Below are 17499 nucleotides of genomic sequence, written 5' to 3'. Positions count from 1 at the left end.
GCCTTACACCACCTGTCCCAGTTTAAAGATCGGAAGATACATTGCCACCACCATGCCGCCAATCAGCACGCCCAGGATCACGATGATCAGCGGCTCGATCAGGCTGGAGATGGCGGCGACGGCGTCATCGACCTCGCGCTCGTAGAACTCCGCCACCTTCAGCAGCATATTGTCCAGCGCGCCGGATTCCTCGCCGATCTGCGTCATCTGCAACACCATGCTGTCGAAGACATGGGTGGCCTGCATGGCGTTGGTCAGGCTGGTACCGATGCGCACCGATTGCTCGATTTCCTTGGTCGCGTCGTAGTAGACCCAGTTGCCTGCGGCGCCGGCGACCGATTCCATCGACTCCACCAGCGGCGTGCCGGCGGCGAACATGGTGGCAAGCGTGCGGGTCCAGCGGGCAATCACCGCCTTGCGGAACAGCGAGCCGAAGATCGGCAGCCTGAGCAGCAGGCGGTCGCTGGCGCGCTGGACCTTCTCCGAGCGTTTTAACCCGCGTATGTACATGGTGATGCCGATGATCGGCGCGCCGATGATCAGGTACCAATGGTCGACGAAGAAGTCCGACATGGCGATCACGACCAGGGTCGGCGCCGGCAGGTTGGCGCCGAAGCTGGAGAACACGCCCTTGAACGCCGGGATCACGAAGATCATCAGGATGACCGTCACCGCGAAGGCCACTGTCAGCACGGCGATCGGGTAGATCATGGCCGACTTGATCTGGCTCTTCAGCGCGATGGTCTTTTCCATATAGAGCGACAAGCGCTCCAGCAGGGCGTCCAGGATACCGCCCTGCTCGCCGGCATCGATCAGGTTGCAGTAGAGCGTGTCGAAGTAGCGCGGATGGCGGCGGAAGGCCTGCGCCATGCTGCTGCCGGATTCGATGTCAAAGCGGATCTCGGACAGCAGTTGGGTGAAGTTGGGGTTGGCATGCCCGCGCGCGATGATGTCGATCGATTGCAGCAGCGGGATGCCCGCCTTGAGCATGGTGGAGAGCTGGCGCGTGAAGTAAGCGATGTCCTTCTGGGTAATCTTCTTTCCGCGCGCGGCCCGCCGCTTTTTCAGCTTGACGACCGTCAGCCCCTGCTTTCGCAGCGTGGCATTGACCTCGGCCTGGCTCTGCGCGCGCAGCTCGCCCGAAAACGCCTTGCCCTTGCGGTCCTTGCCCTCCCACTCGAACAGGTACTGTGTGGGCGCTTTACGCCCTGGTTTCCCCTTGGGCGCGGCCGCCTTGCGAGCGGCTGCGGCTGGTGCGCGTGTCGCCATGATTGACCCCTAATGACATCTTTTGTTGTTTTACATATTTGTTGTGGCCAGCACTTCTTCGAGCGAGGTGAGACCCTGCTTCACCTTGGCCAGGCCAGCTTCGCGCAACGATAGCACGCCATCTTTACGCGCTTGTTCGGCGATCTCCAGTGCCGTGCCATGCGCGAGGATGATCTGCTGCATCGGCTCGGTGATCGGCATCACCTGGTAGATGCCGCAGCGACCCTTGTAGCCGCTGCCGTTGCAGCGCTCGCACCCGACCGGGTGGTAAGGCTGCCAGCTGCCGTCGAGGTCCTCGTCCTGGAAGCCGGCGTCGGCCAGCACCTCGCGCGCCAGCTCGCCAGGGCGCTTGCAGGTGCACAGCCGCCGCGCAAGCCGCTGCGCGGTGATCATCAGCACGCTCGACGCGATATTGAAGGGCGCGACACCCATGTTCATCAGGCGCGTGAGCGTGGTCGGCGCGTCGTTGGTATGCAGCGTCGAGAACACCAGGTGGCCAGTCTGTGCCGCCTTGATCGAGATGTCGGCGGTTTCCAGGTCGCGGATTTCGCCGACCATGATGATGTCGGGATCCTGGCGCAGGAAGGAGCGCAGCGCGGCGGAGAAAGTCAGGCCGGCTTTTTCGTTGACGTTGACCTGGTTGATGCCGGGCAACTGGATTTCCGCCGGATCCTCGGCGGTGGAGATATTGATGTCGCCCTGGTTCAGCCGGTTCAGGAAGGTGTACAGCGACACCGTCTTGCCGCTGCCGGTGGGGCCGGTCACCAGCACCATGCCGTAGGGGCGCTTGATCACGTCCAGCAGCAGCGCCTTTTGCGCCGGCTCGTAGCCGAGCTGGTCGATGTCGAGCTTGTCGGACGACGACTCCAGGATCCGGATCACGATCTTCTCGCCGAACAGCGTCGGCAGCGTGGAGACGCGGAAGTCGATCGCCTTCTCCACGGTTTCCTTGGGCTCCTTGCTGTCCTTGCCGTCTTTGTCGCCGCCCTTTTCCTTGGGCAGCGCGATCAGCAGCTTCATGCGGCCATCTTGCGGCACGCGCTTTTCCGAGATGTCCAGGCGCGACAGCACCTTGATCCGGGTGGAGATCTTGTCGCGGATGTCCACCGGCGGCCGTGCCACTTCCTGCAGCACGCCATCCACCCGGAAGCGGATGCGGTAGAAGGTCTCGAACGGCTCGAAGTGAAGATCGGAGGCGCCGCGATGGAAGGCTTCCGTCAGCAGCTTGTGCAGGAAGCGGACCACTGGCGCGTCGTCTATGTCGGCCGCGGTCTTGTTGCGCAGCGCCCCGGCGGACGCCACCGGGTCGTAGTCGATCATCTTGCGCTCGACATGGCCCGGGCCGATCGACTTGATCGTGCCGCCGCTGTCGTCGGAAGCCGAGCGCACGTATTGCATCAGCTTGTCGTGCTCGACCACGACGGGTTCCACCGGCAGGTTGTATTTCTGCTTGATGGCGTCCAGCCCGGCCTGGTTGCCTGGGTCGGACAACGCCAGCACCAGGCGGTTCTCGCGGCGGCCCAGCGGCAGCAGGCGGTGCGCGTGGAACTCGCGATTGCCCGCCAACGCCGGCGGCACCTTGTTGAGGTTGTACTGATTCAGATCGATCAGCGGCAGCTGATACTTATCAGCCGCGAAGATCGCCACATCATGTGCAGTCATGGTGCCGCTGGCGATGATCTCGTCGATCAGCTGCGACTTTTTTTCTCGTGCCGACTGTTCAAGCTGGGCGAGCAGGGCCGGCGCGATACGCCGGCTCTGTGCAAGAGCTAGACCAAGTGTCATGGCAAAAAACGATTGGCCGCAAGCAGCCGAGGACCCCGAATCGGGGCAGTTTGCCGCTGGGGTCACTTTTTGTAAAGGCGCACCGGGCAGGGTGTTGCCGTTTGCACGACACGGGCGCAACCCTACTTGCGCGGGGGGATGGGGAAGGGGTGGGAAACGGGATAGGCAAGCCGGGCGACACACCGGGTGCGCCAATGAAAAAAGGCCACACATTGCTGTGCGGCCTTTCTTGTACGGTCTCGGGGACCGTGAAACTGGTCGGGGTGAGAGGATTCGAACCTCCGGCCTCTACGTCCCGAACGTAGCGCTCTACCAGGCTAAGCTACACCCCGTTTGTTTTTCTCTGCGTTGCCTACCTAATTACTGCTGCAGCGCGAAAGCACACAAGTGTAGCAGCCTTTTTTCCGGAATGGAAGAGGGCGCCGGCACGGGGCGCCTCGGCATCAGGACTGCCGTTGCAGCGAGAACGCGCACAGGTCGATCAGCGTTTGCTTCAGTGGGGAGTCAGGGAACAGCTGGGCGGCCTTCTCTGCGGCTTCGGCTTCGCGCTGGGCTGCCTGGAAGGTGACCTCGAGCGCGCCGCTGGCGTGGATCGCGGTGAACACCGCATCGAAATGCTCGGTGCCGCCTTGCACGATCGCTTCGCGAGCCAGCGTGCGTTGCTCCGCGGTGCCGTGCTCGAGCAGGTGCAGCAGCGGCAGGGTGGGCTTGCCTTCGCGCAGGTCGTCGCCGGCATTCTTGCCCATCTGCTCGGCGCTGGCGGTGTAGTCCAGCATGTCGTCGATCAGCTGGAACGCGGTGCCGATGCGCCGTCCATATTCCGCGGCAGCTTCTTCGGTGGCCGCATCCGCGCCGGCCAGCACGGCGCCGAGCTGGGCCGAGGCTTCGAAGAGCTTGGCGGTCTTGTAGCGGATCACCTGCAGGTAGCGCTCCACCGTGACGTCGGGATCGTGCATGTTCAGCAACTGCAGCACTTCGCCTTCGGCGATCACATTGGTGGCATTGGAGAGGATCTCCATAATGCGCATGCTGCCGGCGTCCACCATCATCTGGAAGGCCCGGGAATAGAGGAAATCGCCTACCAGCACGCTCGCCGCGTTGCCGAAGACCGCGTTGGCGGTCTGGCGGCCGCGGCGCAGCTCCGACTCGTCGACGACGTCGTCGTGCAGCAGCGTGGCGGTATGGATGAACTCGACCACCGCGGCCAAGTCGTGGTGCCGGTTGCCGTCGTAACCGAAGGCCCGTGCGGACAGCAGCAGGATCACCGGGCGCAGGCGCTTGCCGCCCGCGCTGATGATGTACTCGCCGATCTGCTCGATCAGGGGCACTTCCGAGGCGAGGCGCTGGCGGATAACCGAATCAACGGCGCGCATGTCGGCAGCGACCGGGGCAAGCAAGGCAGTGGCGGAAGACTGGGACAAGATGTTCACCGTTACGCAAAACCCGTCGATTATAAGCGATGCGGGTGTATGTATGTCCCCTGAACGGGGGGTGCGACAAGGCGCGCGGGCACTGCGCGCGCAAAGCAGGTGTGGCGATCCCGTGCACCTATAATGCCGCCATGACCCAGCCACCTTCCTCCTCGCGCCGCCAGCTCCGGCGCACCGCACTGTGGGCAGCTTTCGCCGCCCTGGCGGGTTTCCTGCTCGCGGATCTGACCTGACCTGGGTGGGCGGAGAAGTGCTCCAGGCGGCGCCACGCGGCACCGGGCAGGCTATGTGCCTGTTTTCTTTGTACTTTTCCCGACTTTGGTATAGAATCGTGGGTTTCCTCCGGCCGCTTTGTGTTGTCTGCAGATGCGCTGGTGGGAGATAACCGGGCCAATTGGGCCGTCCGGCTTGTCTGTTTTCCCTGTCCTGGTAGTTGCATGGATCGGGATGAAACGGACGCAAGGGCGCGCCGGCGTTGGCTTTCGGCGTTTTATTTCACATCGAGAGGTTCGACAATGTACGCGGTCGTAAAAACCGGCGGCAAGCAATATAAGGTTGCTGCTGGCGAAAAACTTAAAGTAGAACAGATACCGGCAGACATTGGCGCAGAAATCACGCTCGACCAGGTGCTCGCAGTGGGCGCAGGCGACCAACTCAAGTTTGGTACGCCGCTGGTTAGCGGGGCTTCCGTCAAGGCTACCGTTATCTCCCAAGGTCGTCACGATAAGGTGAAGATCTTCAAGATGCGCCGTCGCAAGCACTATCAAAAGCGTCAAGGCCATCGTCAAAATTACACCGAGCTGCGCATCGAAGAGATCATTGGCTGAGCGAGCGCTCAGTCCTCATCGAAATCGAATTCAAGCGTAACTAGGTAAAGTAAAGCGACAGGAGTTAGTCATGGCACAGAAAAAGGGCGGCGGTTCCACACGGAACGGCCGCGATTCCGAATCGAAGCGTCTGGGCGTCAAGGTGTTTGGTGGTCAAGCCATCAACGCCGGCAGCATCATCGTGCGTCAGCGCGGTACCCGCGTGCACCCGGGCGATAACGTTGGCATTGGCAAGGATCACACCCTCTTTGCTCTCGTCGACGGCCACGTGCAGTTCGCCGTCAAGGGCGCTGCCAAGAAGCAGCAGGTCAGCGTCGTTCCGGCAGTCTGATCACAGCCTTTGCAGCATGAAGGCCCCGCAGTACTTGCGGGGCTTTTTCTTTTCTGGCGACAATGTCATTGTCGCCATTCGCCGCGCCCGCGGCCTTGCCATCCCGGCCGGGCGCGCGCTTTGCGGTCGCTACACCACGGAAGGTCATCATGAAGTTCATCGACGAAGCCAGAATTGAAGTCATCGCCGGCAACGGCGGCAATGGCAGCGCATCGATGCGGCGCGAGAAGTTTGTGCCCTTCGGTGGCCCCGACGGTGGCGACGGCGGCAGCGGCGGCAGCGTCTACGCGGTGGCCGACCGCAACATCAATACGCTCATCGACTTCCGCTATGCCAAGAAGCACGTGGCGCGCAACGGCGAGAATGGCCGGGGCGCCGATTGCTATGGCGCGGGCGGCGAAGATGTGAACCTGCGCATGCCGGTCGGCACGCAAATCCTCGACATGGATTCCGGCGAGCTGATCGCCGACCTGACCGAGCACGGCCAGACCGTTTGCCTGGCCGAAGGTGGCCTGGGCGGCTGGGGTAACCTGCACTTCAAGTCCAGTACCAACCGCGCGCCCCGCCAGCAGGTGGACGGCAAGCCGGGCGAGCGCCGCATGATCAAGCTGGAGCTCAAGGTGCTGGCCGACGTGGGCCTGCTGGGCATGCCGAATGCCGGCAAGTCGACTTTTATCTCGCACATTTCCAATGCGCGCCCGAAGGTGGCCGATTACCCCTTCACCACCCTGCATCCCAATCTGGGCGTGGTGCGGGTCGATCACGAGCAGTCCTTCGTGGTGGCCGACATCCCCGGCCTGATCGAGGGCGCTGCGGAAGGTGCCGGACTGGGCCATCAGTTCCTGCGCCACTTGCAGCGCACGGGGCTGTTGCTGCATATCGTCGACCTGGCGCCGTTCGATGAAGCCGTGGACCCGGTGGCCGAAGCCCGCGCCATCGTCAACGAGCTGAAGAAATACGACGAAAGCCTGTACGAAAAGCCGCGCTGGCTGGTACTGAACAAGCTGGACGTGGTGCCCGAGGAAGAGCGCGATGCGCGCGTCAAGGACTTCGTCAAGCGCTACAAGTGGAAGGGCCCGGTGTTCCGCATCTCCGCCCTGACCGGCGAAGGCTGCCGCGAGCTGATCTACGCGATCAAGGATCACCTGGCCGCGATCAAGGCCGAGGAAGTCGCCGCGCTGGCGGAGCCGGACATCCGCCTGGATGAACGCCTGCACAACGTCGACCAGTCCGGCGGCGAGCAGAACTAACGACAAAAACAGCAGCACCCAGCAGACAGGATTCCCGCCATGCAATCGGTCATCGCCCAGGCAAAACGTATCGTCGTGAAGGTTGGGTCCAGCCTGGTGACCAACGACGGCAAGGGCCTCGATCACGAGGCCATCGCCCGTTGGGCGGCACAGATCGCCAAGCTGCGCATGGCCGGCAAGGAAGTCGTGCTGGTCAGCTCCGGTGCCATCGCCGAGGGCATGCAGCGCCTCGGCTGGGTGCGCCGCCCCAAGGAAATCCACGAACTGCAGGCCGCCGCGGCAGTGGGCCAGATGGGCCTGGCCCAGGTCTACGAAAGCCAGTTCGGCCGCTACGGCATTCGCACCGCCCAGGTGTTGCTGACCCATGCCGACCTGGCTGACCGCGAGCGCTACCTCAATGCGCGCTCGACCCTGCTGACGCTGCTGTCGCTGGGAGTCGTGCCCATCATCAACGAGAACGACACCGTGGTCACCGACGAAATCAAGTTCGGCGACAACGACACCCTGGGCGCGCTCGTCACCAACCTGATTGAAGGCGACGCGCTGGTGATCCTGACCGACCAGCGGGGCCTCTATACCGCCGATCCCCGCAGCAACCCGCAGGCCGAGTTCGTGGACGAGGCGCTGGCTGGCGCGGTAGAGCTCGAGGCCATGGCCGGCGGCGCCGGCACGTCGATTGGCCGCGGCGGCATGCTGACCAAGATCCTGGCCGCCAAGCGCGCCGCCAAGTCGGGTGCGCATACGGTGATCGCGTCCGGGCGCGAAGCCAATGTGCTGGAGCGGCTGGCCGGGGGCGAAGGCATCGGCACGCAACTGCTGGCCCCCACTGGCCGCCTGACCGCGCGCAAGCAATGGATGGCCGACCACCTGCAGTTGCGCGGGCGGGTTGTGATCGATGCCGGCGCGGTGGACAAGCTCACCAGCGGCGGCAAGTCGCTGCTGCCGATCGGCGTAGTGGAAGTGCAGGGCGAGTTCGCGCGTGGCGAGGTCATTGCCTGCATCGACGCGGCGGGCCATGAGGTGGCGCGCGGCATCACCAACTACGCCAGCTCGGAAGCCAAGCTGATCGCACGCAAGCCCTCGTCCGAGATCGAGCGGGTGCTTGGCCACCAGAACGAGCACGAGCTGATCCATCGGGACAACCTGGTTCTGGTCTGAACGGACAGATTGTTCCGAGGTACGATGCAAAAAAGCCCGCGATCGCTCGCGGGCTTTTTTGCATCGTCCGGCGCCGTACTACCGCGCCGTTGCCGTCATCAACGCGTGATCGCGCTCTTGCGTGGCGCTTCCCCACGCAAGTCCTTGACGATCTCCTGCGCCGTGCCGGCCGCGGAGCGGCCCTCGCACAGGAAATCCTTCGCCAGCGCCGCGCCATAGTTATTGCGTGCGATGCCGGCCAGCTGGACCCAGCCATCGCGGTCATCGGTCCGGTTGCGTACCCATTCGGTCGCGCCCCTGGGCAAGGTGGCGTACATCTTGCGCTCGAGGGTGTCGCAGCGCACGGCCTCAAAGCTCACATTGCGCATGCCGCCGGCACCGGTGATGACCACCGTATAACGCACCGCGCCATCCGCGCCCACGGCCACGGATTTGCCATCGACGGCGAAGGTAAAGTTGCCGGCGGGCATGACTTCGAACGGGATCAGGTCCGCATCCCGGGGCGGTGCCGGCAGCGCCGTCTCGATTTCCCTGAATTCCTTGGCGGCGAACGGGTCGAGGATGCTGAACTCCTTCTTCGGCGTGTAATCCTCGGACTCGTCCGGCATGGGCACATGCTGCGGCTTGGACGTGCTGCCGCAGCCGGCCAGGCCCAGGCAAAGGGTTACCGCCAGCAAGCAGGCGGCGGGCAGGCTCGGGCGCAAGCCGCGGCCGGCAAAATCAATCATCGGTACTCCGTTCTGTGGACGCCGGCTGGGCCGGCGAAATTGGGCCCGGATCGTGGGCCAGGTCCTGATGCACCAGGTCCGGAACGCTGTCGGGATGCTCGTCCAGCCCTGCGCGAGCATAACCTGCGCGCACCGAACCGTGCCGGCCATGGGTGCCGTAGGGGCTCAGCGGCGCGCGGGTATTGCGCTGCAGGAAGCGGGACAACTCGGTCAACGCGAGTTGGTAGACATCGCGCTTGAACTCGATGACAGCGTCTAGCGGGACCCAGTAATGGCTCCAGCGCCAGGCATCGAACTCCGGGTGGTCGGTGGCGCGCAGGCGGATGTCGCAATCGCGGCCCGCCATGCGCAACAGGAACCAAATCTGCTTCTGTCCCCTGTAATGGCCGCGGATTTCGCGGCGGATGAACTTGTCCGGCACCTCATAACGCAGCCAGTCGCGTGTGCGACCGACAATCCTGACATGCTCGGGCAGCAGACCGACTTCTTCATGTAGCTCGCGGTACATCGCCTGTTCCGGCGTTTCGCCGTATTTGATGCCGCCTTGAGGAAACTGCCACGAATGTTCGCCGATGCGCTTGCCCCAGAACACCTCGTTCCGTGCGTTGATGAGGATGATGCCGACGTTCGGGCGAAAGCCTTCACGATCGAGCATGACTGCACCTCGAATCCTTTAGAATTAGGTTGATTATAAAGGAAGCGCGTAATGGGGCTTTGTGCAACGGGGTGCTGGTTTTCCCCGAGCAAAAAGCGTCGCATAATGCACGCGCGCGCCACGGATTCGCGCCATGCCGCCCACGGAACCTGCCAGGGCGGCATGGCCTCACGAGAAAGCAACGGATGAAAGCCTCGCAATTCTTCATTTCCACCCAAAAGGAAGCCCCTTCCGACGCGGAAATCGTGTCGCACAAGTTGATGATGCGAGCCGGCATGATCAAGAAGCTTGGCGCCGGCATCTATAACTACATGCCGGTCGGCCTGCGGGTGATCCGCAAGGTGGAAGCCATCGTGCGCGAGGAAATGAACCGCGCCGGCGCGGTCGAGCTGTCGATGCCGGTGATTCAGCCTGCCGAGCTGTGGCAGGAAACCGGCCGCTGGGACAAGATGGGCCCCGAGCTGCTGCGCCTGAAGGACCGCCACGAGCGCGACTTTGCCGTGCAGCCCACCTCCGAAGAGGTGGTGACGGACATCGCCCGCAGCGAAATCCGCAGCTACAAGCAACTGCCGATCAATTTCTACCAGATCCAGACCAAGTTCCGCGACGAGCGCCGGCCGCGTTTTGGCATCATGCGCGGGCGCGAGTTCACCATGAAGGACGCTTACTCCTTCGATCGTGACACCGCTGGCCTGAAGGTGTCCTACGACAAGATGTTCGACGCCTACGTGCGCATCTTCCAGCGTTTCGGCCTGGAATTCCGTGCCGTCGCGGCCGACAACGGCGCCATCGGCGGCTCCGGCTCGCACGAGTTCCACGTGATCGCCGAGACCGGCGAAGACGCCATCGTCTACTGCCCCGACTCCGACTACGCCGCCAACATGGAAGCGGCCGAGGCCCTGCCGCTGCTGGCCGAGCGTGCCGCGCCGGCGCAAGCCATGGTCAACACGCCCACCCCGGGCAAGGCCAAGTGCGAGCAAGTGGCCGAGCTGCTTGGCATCCCGCTGGCGCGCACGGTCAAGTCGATCGTGCTGGCCACCGAAGGCGAGGCCGGCGTGCAGATCTGGCTGCTGCTGCTGCGTGGCGACCATGAGCTCAACGAGATCAAGGCGTCCAAGGTGGCCGGCCTGGCCGAGTTCCGCTTCGCGACCGAGTCCGAGATCGTCGAGACGTTCGGCACGCCCCCCGGCTACCTGGGCCCCATCGGCGCCAAGAAGCCGGTCAACGTGGTGGCGGACCGCACGGTCGCCAACATGAGCGACTTCGTCTGCGGCGCGAACGAGCGCGACTACCACCTGACCGGCGTGAACTGGGGCCGCGACCTGCCCGAGCCCGTGGTGGCTGACCTGCGCAATGTGGTGGAGGGCGACGTTTCGCCGGACGGCAAGGGCACGCTCGCCATCTGCCGCGGCATCGAAGTCGGCCATGTGTTCATGCTCGGCACGCGCTATTCGGAATCGATGGGCGCCACCTTCCTGGACGAGAACGGCAAGACCCAGCCCATGCAGATGGGCTGCTACGGCATCGGCGTGACCCGTATCCTGGGCGCCGCCATCGAGCAGAACTTCGACGAGCGCGGCATCATCTGGCCCGCTTCGATCGCCCCGTTCGCGGTGGTGGTCTGCCCGGTTGGCTACGATCGTTCCGAGGCCGTCAAGGCCGAGGCCGACCGCATCCATGCGGAGCTGCTGGCGGCCGGCGTCGATGTGATCCTGGACAACCGCGGCGAGCGCCCCGGCGCCATGTTTGCCGACTGGGAGCTGATCGGCGTGCCGCACCGCGTGGTGGTGGGCGACCGTGGCCTGAAGGAAGGCCGCGTGGAGTACCAGGGCCGGCGCGACGCCGAGGCCACCCAGCTGCCGGTCGCGGACGTGGTTGCCCACGTGCGCGGGCTGTTGTCCGCCTGAGCGCCATGCGCCTCCTGGACCCGCTGCGTCTGCCGGGCCTGATCCCGGGCCGCGCGCGCGTGGCGCGGGTCAGTGCCGGCTTGCTGCTGGTGCTCAGCGCCGCCGCCCACGCCGGGGCCCAGAAGGAAGAGGACCTGGCCGACTCGGTGCGCGGCGCGCTGGCTGCGGCCATTGCCGACAGCCGCCCGCTGCGCCCGGCCTTTGCCACCGGCAGCGAGCAACTGGCGTATCTCAAGTGGCTGGAAGAAATGTCGCACCGGCTCGCGGGGCGCATCCCCGAGCCGCAGGTGCGCATCGAACTGATCGAGACCGCTTACTACGAAGCCAAGCGCGCGGGGCTGGAACCGGCGCTGGTGTTAGGGCTGGTGCAGGTCGAGAGCAATTTCCGCAAATACGCGATCAGCTCGGCCGGCGCCCGCGGGCTGATGCAGGTGATGCCCTTCTGGGTGCGCAGCATCGGGGACAGCGATAGCCGCAAGCTGTTCCACCTGCAGAGCAACCTGCGCTACGGCTGCACCATCCTGCGCTACTACCTGGACCGCGAGCAGGGCGACCTGTTCCTGGCGCTGGGCCGGTACAACGGCAGCCGCGGCCGCCCCGACTATCCCAATGCGGTGCTGGCAGCGTGGAAGCGCTGGCAGTATTCGGAAGCCACGGTCACCGTCGCCGGCGACCCCGACGCCGGCACGGGCACCCGCAGCCGCGTGGTGCCCCCCGAAGCGCCGGCGCGCAACCCGTTCTCGCCGCAGCGGCTGGCCAATCCCTCATGAGCAACACGCGCGCCACCAGTGCCACTGGCGACACCGCCGGCAAGGCGGGCTACACCAGTTCCTCGGCGGACCTGGAGCGCTGGCTGCGGCGCCATATCGGGCAGGGCTTTGGTGCCGAGGCGCTGGTGCAGTCGATGTGCCAGTCTGGCTACGAGCAGGCCTTCGCGCAAGCCACGGTAGCCGCGGCGCTGTCCGCCGCGGCGCGGGCAGAGGGGCGGGGAACGCTGCCGGACAACGCCGCGGAGATGGCCGCGGAGCTGGGCATCGGCAAGCCGGCCGGGCGCGCAGGGGACCCGGCTGGTGGCCGTGACCAGACTGGCGCGCAAGGCAACCGCAACGCGGCGCATTTCGGCGGGCGCGAGATTCCCATCCTGTTCACGCTCGCGGCGCCGCGCGTGACCCTGTACCAGCAACTGCTGACCGATGCCGAGTGCGATGCCCTGGTGGAACTGGCGCGCGGTCGCCTGGCGCGCTCGCCCGTGATCAATCCCGACACCGGCGACGAGAACCTGATCGAGGCGCGCACCAGCCTGGGCGCGATGTTCCAGGTGGGCGAGCATGCGCTGATCGAGCGCATCGAGGACTGCATCGCCGCCGTGACCGGGATTGCCGCGGACCGTGGCGAAGGCCTGCAGATCCTCAACTACAAGCCCGGCGGCGAGTACCAGCCGCACTACGATTTCTTTAACCCGCAGCGCCCCGGCGAGGCGCGCCAGCTCAAGGTCGGCGGGCAACGCGTCGCCACCGTGGTGATCTACCTGAACAGCCCGCCGGCGGGTGGCGCCACGGCCTTCCCCAAGCTTGGCCTGGAGGTGGCACCGGTCAAGGGCAATGCGGTCTATTTCAGCTATCGCAAGTCCGACGGCGCGCTGGACGAGCGTACCCTGCATGCCGGCCTGCCCGTTGAAGCGGGCGAGAAATGGATCGCCACCAAGTGGCTGCGCGAACGCCCGTACCGGACCGACTGATGCGCGCGGGCAGCGCCACAGGGCAGGCACGCTACTGGTTCGATCCCGCCATGCCGTATGTCGAGAGCCGCTGCGCCAGCGACAGCGGCGCGGCCTACCTGCCGCATACCCATCCCACCTTGTCGATTGGCGCCGTCGATGGCGGCCACAGCCTGTTTGGCACCGAGACCGAGTCGGTACGGCTGGCGCCCGGCGACGTGGTCGTGATCCCGGCTGGGCAGGTGCACGCCTGTAATCCGGAGCCCGACGCGCGCTGGAGCTACCAGATGCTGCACCTGGACCCGGCTTGGGTGGGCACGGTGCTGGAGGCGCGTGGCGTGGCGGTGTTGCCCGCGGCGCTGGCGCGGGTGCGTGTCACCAGCGCGCCAGATACCTATGCCGGCCTGTGCCGGCTGAACGAGGTGCTGTTCTCCGCAGCCCCGCAGGCCACCAAGGAAGCGGCGCTAGGCGGCTTCGTGGCCGCGCTGCTCGGCGGTGCCGACCAGCGCCAGGCGGTGCGCGCGCCGCGTCAGCCAGTCACGCCGGAGGCCCGCTTAGCCGGGCTGGTGGCGCTCCTGCATGCCCATCACGCGGAGCCGTTGCCACTGGCGGAGCTGGCGCGCGGCGCCGGCATGAGCCGCTACCAGCTGATCCGCGCCTTCCGGGCGGACCTCGGCATGACCCCGCATGCCTACCAGCTGGATCTGCGCATCAACCACGCGCGCCAGCTGCTGCGCGCGGGTGGGGCGCCGGCGGAGATTGCCCAGGCGCTGGGCTTTTCCGACCAGAGCCACTTCCAGCGCGCCTTCAAGCAGCGCGTGGCGCTGACGCCGCGCAGCTATCAGCGCCGCGGCGGCTGAGCCGCCGCGCGCAATTTTCTCCAATACTTGCCGCCCCTCGCGGTCCAGACTTCGTGCTCATCCGAAGACACGAAAGGACTGGCGTGGATTTCCCTGTTGATTCCGGCCTCGGCCAATTTGCCATGGTGGCGGGCGCGCATTTCCTTGCACTGCTCAGCCCGGGCCCCGACTTTTTCCTGGTGGTGCGCAGCGCGCTGGTGCATGGCGTGGGCCGCGCCAGTGCCGTCTGCCTCGGCATCGCGCTGGGAAACGGCGTGTTTATCGGGCTGGCCATCACCGGGCTGGCGGCTACCCGCGCCAGCCAGGGCGTGTTCGTGCTGCTGCAGTGGGCGGGTTGCCTGTACCTAGCCTGGCTGGGCTGGCGGCTGCTGCGTGCCAGCGGCGAGACGACGCTGCCCGGCGCAGATGGCGAAAATGGCACAGATAGCCCGCAAGTGCAGGGCACCGGCCCCGCGGCGTATGTGGCGCAGCTCGTGACGGGCTTCCTGTCCGCCGTGCTCAATCCCAAGAATGCGTTGTTCTACGCCAGCCTGTTCTCGGTGCTGGCCGGCACCCGCACGCCGCTGGCAGCACAGCTGGGCTACGGCGCCTGGATGTTCGCCATGGTCTTCGCCTGGGACATGCTGGTGGCCTGGGGCGTGCGCCATCCGCTGGTGCGCACGCGTTTTGCCCGCTCGGTTCGGGGCGTGGAGCGGGCGACCGGCGTGGTGCTGTGGGGGATTGCGCTGGTGGTGGCGGCGAACGCGCTCAACGCAACATGACGCGGCGGCTACCCGCCAAGCCGTATCGCCAGTTTTCTGGTCAACTGTACCGGTACTGTACAGTTTTGAGTGGCTAGACTAGCTCCATTCCTTTTCGTATCCGATGGAGCCAGTCATGGCAGTGCCCCAGCTTGTTGCCGAATCCGGCGTGTTTGCCGCGTTCTGCGCGTTTGCCCTCGTGTCGTCGATCACCCCGGGCCCAAACAACACCATGGTGCTGGCTTCGGGCGTGAATTTCGGCTTTGCCCGCACCGTGCCCCATGTGCTGGGCATCAGTATCGGCTTCGGCCTGATGGTGGCGGTGGTCGGCCTCGGGCTCGGATCGCTATTCGCCGCGTTGCCGTGGACCTGGCAGGTGCTGCGCGTGGTGGCGGTGGTCTATCTCACCTGGCTGGCGTGGAAGCTGGCGACGGCGGGCGGCATCCAGGACCGGGAGGTGGGCAAGCCCATAGGCTTCCTGGCGGCGGCCGCGTTCCAGTGGGTCAATCCCAAGGCTTGGGTGATGGCGGTGGGCGCGTGCAGTACCTACGTGCTGCACGGCAATGTCTGGCTCAATGTGCTGCTTCTGTCCGGCCTGTTCGCCGTGATCAACCTGCCCAGCGTGGCGATGTGGGCCGTGTTCGGCTCGGCCATGCGGCGCTGGCTGGCGCAGCCCCGGGTGCTGCGCCTGTTCAACGTGGCGATGGCGCTGTTGCTGCTGGCCTCGCTGTGGCCGATCGTCAGCGCCAGGCCGTAACGCGAAGACTGCGCGCAAGGCCTCAGCGCAAGGCCCGGATGGCGGGCAGGTTGCGCCAGTAGCCGTGGGCGTCCATGCCGCAGCCGAAGACATAGCGCTCAGGCACGGTGAAGCCACAGAAGTCCGGGTGCATGGGCTTTGTCTTTTGCAGCACTTTTTCGCACAGCACGGCGGCGTAGACATTGGTCGCGCCCATGTCCATGATGCGCTGGCGGATGGCCGCCATGGTCTCGCCTTCGTCCAGGATGTCGTCCAGCACCAGCACCGTGCGGTCCTTGACCGATTCGCGCGGCGCCACGCGCCATTGCATCTCGCCGCCAACCGTCTTGTTGTTGTAGCGCGAGAGGTGGATGTAGTCGAACTCCAGCGGGAACGCCAACTTGGGCAGCAGCATGCCGGTGAAGACGACTGCGCCGCCCATTACCGACAGCACTAGCGGGAAGGTATCGCCCATCTTTTCCGTGATCTCGCCCGCCATGCGGTCCAGCGATGCCTGGACGGCCTCGGCGCTGACGATTTCCTCGGAGTTGGCCCACAGTTCGCGGGCCTGTTCGGCGGTCATCATGATGTGGATCCTGTCTCAGTCTTTGTCTTCTGCGGGGTGGCGCGGCGCCCGGGGAGCAGGCGCCGCCGTGCCGGATGGCTTAGCGGTTGAAGAGTCCCTTCATGCCGCCCTTCATCGCGCCCATCGAGCGCATCATCTTCATCATGCCGCCGCCCTTGAGCTTCTTCATCATGCTCTGCATCTGGTCGAACTGGTTGAGCAGGCGGTTGACTTCCTGCACCGGCACGCCGGCGCCGGTGGCGATGCGGCGCTTGCGGCTGGCCTTGATCAGGTCGGGCTTGGCGCGCTCGGCGGCCGTCATGCTGTTGATGATGCCTTCCATGCGGCGCACCTGCTTCTCGGCCACGTCCATATTGGCGCCCTGCGCCTGCTGGGCGAACTGAGCCGGCAGCTTGTCGACCAGGCTGCCCAGGCCGCCCATCTTCTTCATCTGGCCGATCTGCGCCTTGAAGTCTTCCAGGTCGAAGTCGCCCGTCTTCTTGATCTTCTTGGCCAGCTTCTCGGCGGCTTCCATGTCCACGCCGCGCTGGGCTTCCTCGACCAGCGCGAGGATGTCGCCCATGCCCAGGATCCGCTGGGCCATGCGATCGGGGTGGAAGGGCTCGAGGCCATCCAGCTTTTCGCCAACGCCGACGAACTTGATCGGGCGGCCGGTGATGTGGCGCACCGACAGCGCGGCACCGCCGCGCGCATCGCCGTCCAGCTTGGTCAGCACCACGCCGGTCAGGGGCAGGGCGTCATTGAAGGCACGCGCGGTGTTGACTGCGTCCTGGCCCAGCATGGCGTCGACCACGAACAGGGTTTCGACCGGCTTGATCTCGGCGTGCAGCGCTTTGATTTCCTGCATCATGGCTTCGTCGATACCCAGGCGGCCTGCCGTATCGACGATCAGCACGTCGTGATAATGCTTGCGGGCCCAGTCCACTGCCGCGCGCGCGATGTCCACCGGCTTCTGATTGGGCTCGGAGGGGAAGAAATCGGCGCCGACCTGCTCGGATACGGTCTTGAGCTGGGCGATAGCGGCGGGGCGGTAGACGTCGCACGAGACCGTCAGCACCTTCTTCTTCTTGTTTTCTTTCAGCCACTTGGCCAGCTTGCCGACGGTGGTGGTCTTGCCGGCGCCCTGCAGGCCGGCCATCAGGATGATCGCGGGCGGCTGCACCGCCAGGTTCAACTCGCCGCTCTTGTTGTCGGCGGACAGGCTTTCCTCGCCGCCGATGACAGCGGTCAGCTCGCGCTGCACCACGCCCACCAGCGCCTGGCCCGGCGTCAGGCTGGACACCACGTCCTCGCCCAGTGCCTTTTCCTTCACGCGGGCGATGAATTCCCGCACCACCGGCAAGGCGACGTCGGCCTCCAGCATGGCCAGGCGCACTTCGCGCAGCATTTCGGCGGTATTGGCTTCGGTCAGGCGAGCCTCGCCGCGCATGGTCTTGACGACCCGCGCCAGGCGTTGAGTGAGATTGTCCAGCATGGCAGAAGTCCGGGGGATAGAGCTTGATCGAGGCTTGAGGCTGGCT

General features: G+C 65.3%; 18 protein-coding genes and 1 tRNA gene. 10 read left to right on the top strand and 9 right to left on the bottom strand.

All coding sequences use genetic code 11. The features are described 5' to 3' along the window. Positions 1-3 precede the first annotated feature (3 nt). From A9975_RS36865 to ispB, 4 genes are all read right to left on the bottom strand, one after another. Complete coding sequence (locus tag A9975_RS36865; protein ID WP_183037046.1) at positions 4-1269, bottom strand: type II secretion system F family protein; 1266 nt, start codon at positions 1267-1269, stop codon at positions 4-6. 30 nt (positions 1270-1299) lie between these two features. After that, the gene (gene pilB / locus A9975_RS36860; RefSeq protein ID WP_174423039.1) at positions 1300-3054 is read right to left on the bottom strand and encodes a type IV-A pilus assembly ATPase PilB; all 1755 of its coding nucleotides are present in this window, start codon (positions 3052-3054) and stop codon (positions 1300-1302) included. A gap of 255 nt (positions 3055-3309) precedes the next feature. Next, a tRNA-Pro gene (locus A9975_RS36855) sits at positions 3310-3386 on the bottom strand. Between the two features lie 111 nt (positions 3387-3497). Further along, entirely contained in the window at positions 3498-4427 is a 930-nt protein-coding gene (gene ispB, locus A9975_RS36850) for an octaprenyl diphosphate synthase (RefSeq protein WP_183037074.1), read from the bottom strand. A 572-nt stretch (positions 4428-4999) separates the two neighbouring features. On the opposite strand from ispB, the gene rplU reads away from it, so the two are divergent. Beyond that, the gene (gene rplU, locus A9975_RS36845) at positions 5000-5311 is read left to right on the top strand and encodes a 50S ribosomal protein L21 (RefSeq protein WP_006162510.1); all 312 of its coding nucleotides are present in this window, start codon (positions 5000-5002) and stop codon (positions 5309-5311) included. A gap of 70 nt (positions 5312-5381) precedes the next feature. After that, positions 5382-5642 (top strand): 50S ribosomal protein L27, encoded by a 261-nt coding sequence (gene rpmA, locus A9975_RS36840; RefSeq protein WP_006162509.1) that lies wholly within the window; start codon positions 5382-5384, stop codon positions 5640-5642. Here the strand turns inward: rpmA and A9975_RS36835 are convergent. Then, complete coding sequence (locus A9975_RS36835; protein WP_183037045.1) at positions 5620-5802, bottom strand: hypothetical protein; 183 nt, start codon at positions 5800-5802, stop codon at positions 5620-5622. The genes rpmA and A9975_RS36835 overlap by 23 nt on opposite strands. Between A9975_RS36835 and obgE the strand changes: the two genes are divergently transcribed. Beyond that, positions 5792-6892 carry a GTPase ObgE gene (gene obgE / locus A9975_RS36830; protein WP_183037044.1) on the top strand — a complete coding sequence of 367 codons (1101 nt, stop codon included), beginning with the start codon at positions 5792-5794 and terminating at the stop codon, positions 6890-6892. The two genes, A9975_RS36835 and obgE, sit on opposite strands and share 11 nt — an antisense overlap. Positions 6893-6931: 39 nt before the next feature. Beyond that, a complete protein-coding gene (proB, locus tag A9975_RS36825) occupies positions 6932-8050 on the top strand; it encodes a glutamate 5-kinase (protein ID WP_183037043.1) in 1119 nt (372 codons plus the stop codon). Between the two features lie 98 nt (positions 8051-8148). Here the strand turns inward: proB and A9975_RS36820 are convergent, their stop codons facing one another. Both A9975_RS36820 and A9975_RS36815 read right to left on the bottom strand, forming a co-directional pair. Further along, positions 8149-8778, bottom strand: a complete 630-nt coding sequence (locus A9975_RS36820; RefSeq protein WP_183037042.1) for a CNP1-like family protein — start codon at positions 8776-8778, stop codon at positions 8149-8151. Continuing rightward, on the bottom strand, positions 8771-9433 hold the full coding sequence (locus tag A9975_RS36815) for an RNA pyrophosphohydrolase (RefSeq protein ID WP_043349734.1): 663 nt from the start codon (positions 9431-9433) through the stop codon (positions 8771-8773). The genes A9975_RS36820 and A9975_RS36815 overlap by 8 nt, the downstream gene beginning before the upstream one ends. Before the next feature lie 185 nt (positions 9434-9618). Between A9975_RS36815 and A9975_RS36810 the strand changes: the two genes are divergently transcribed. The 6 genes from A9975_RS36810 (at position 9619) to A9975_RS36785 (ending at position 15414) form a co-directional block, all read left to right on the top strand. Further along, a complete protein-coding gene (locus A9975_RS36810) occupies positions 9619-11340 on the top strand; it encodes a proline--tRNA ligase (protein ID WP_183037041.1) in 1722 nt (573 codons plus the stop codon). A gap of 5 nt (positions 11341-11345) precedes the next feature. Then, complete coding sequence (locus tag A9975_RS36805; protein ID WP_183037040.1) at positions 11346-12110, top strand: lytic transglycosylase domain-containing protein; 765 nt, start codon at positions 11346-11348, stop codon at positions 12108-12110. Next, positions 12107-13078, top strand: coding sequence for a 2OG-Fe(II) oxygenase (locus A9975_RS36800; RefSeq protein WP_183037039.1), 972 nt, complete (start codon positions 12107-12109; stop codon positions 13076-13078). Before A9975_RS36805 ends, A9975_RS36800 begins: the two co-directional genes overlap by 4 nt. After that, a complete protein-coding gene (locus A9975_RS36795; RefSeq protein WP_183037038.1) occupies positions 13078-13917 on the top strand; it encodes an AraC family transcriptional regulator in 840 nt (279 codons plus the stop codon). Before A9975_RS36800 ends, A9975_RS36795 begins: the two co-directional genes overlap by 1 nt. Positions 13918-14000: 83 nt before the next feature. Next, positions 14001-14678 (top strand): LysE family translocator, encoded by a 678-nt coding sequence (locus A9975_RS36790; protein ID WP_370565986.1) that lies wholly within the window; start codon positions 14001-14003, stop codon positions 14676-14678. Between the two features lie 115 nt (positions 14679-14793). Further along, positions 14794-15414 carry a LysE family translocator gene (locus tag A9975_RS36785; protein ID WP_183037037.1) on the top strand — a complete coding sequence of 207 codons (621 nt, stop codon included), beginning with the start codon at positions 14794-14796 and terminating at the stop codon, positions 15412-15414. A gap of 22 nt (positions 15415-15436) precedes the next feature. Here the strand turns inward: A9975_RS36785 and A9975_RS36780 are convergent, their stop codons facing one another. Further along, the gene (locus A9975_RS36780; protein ID WP_183037036.1) at positions 15437-15979 is read right to left on the bottom strand and encodes a hypoxanthine-guanine phosphoribosyltransferase; all 543 of its coding nucleotides are present in this window, start codon (positions 15977-15979) and stop codon (positions 15437-15439) included. A gap of 79 nt (positions 15980-16058) precedes the next feature. Further along, positions 16059-17453 (bottom strand): signal recognition particle protein, encoded by a 1395-nt coding sequence (gene ffh, locus A9975_RS36775; RefSeq protein WP_183037035.1) that lies wholly within the window; start codon positions 17451-17453, stop codon positions 16059-16061. Positions 17454-17499 lie beyond the last annotated feature (46 nt).

The sequence above is a fragment of the Cupriavidus sp. UME77 genome (genome assembly GCF_014170355.1).
GTDB lineage: Bacteria > Pseudomonadota > Gammaproteobacteria > Burkholderiales > Burkholderiaceae > Cupriavidus > Cupriavidus basilensis.
The sequence above is the reverse complement of the archived record's forward strand: the minus strand, read 5'-3'. Positions and strand labels throughout refer to the sequence as shown.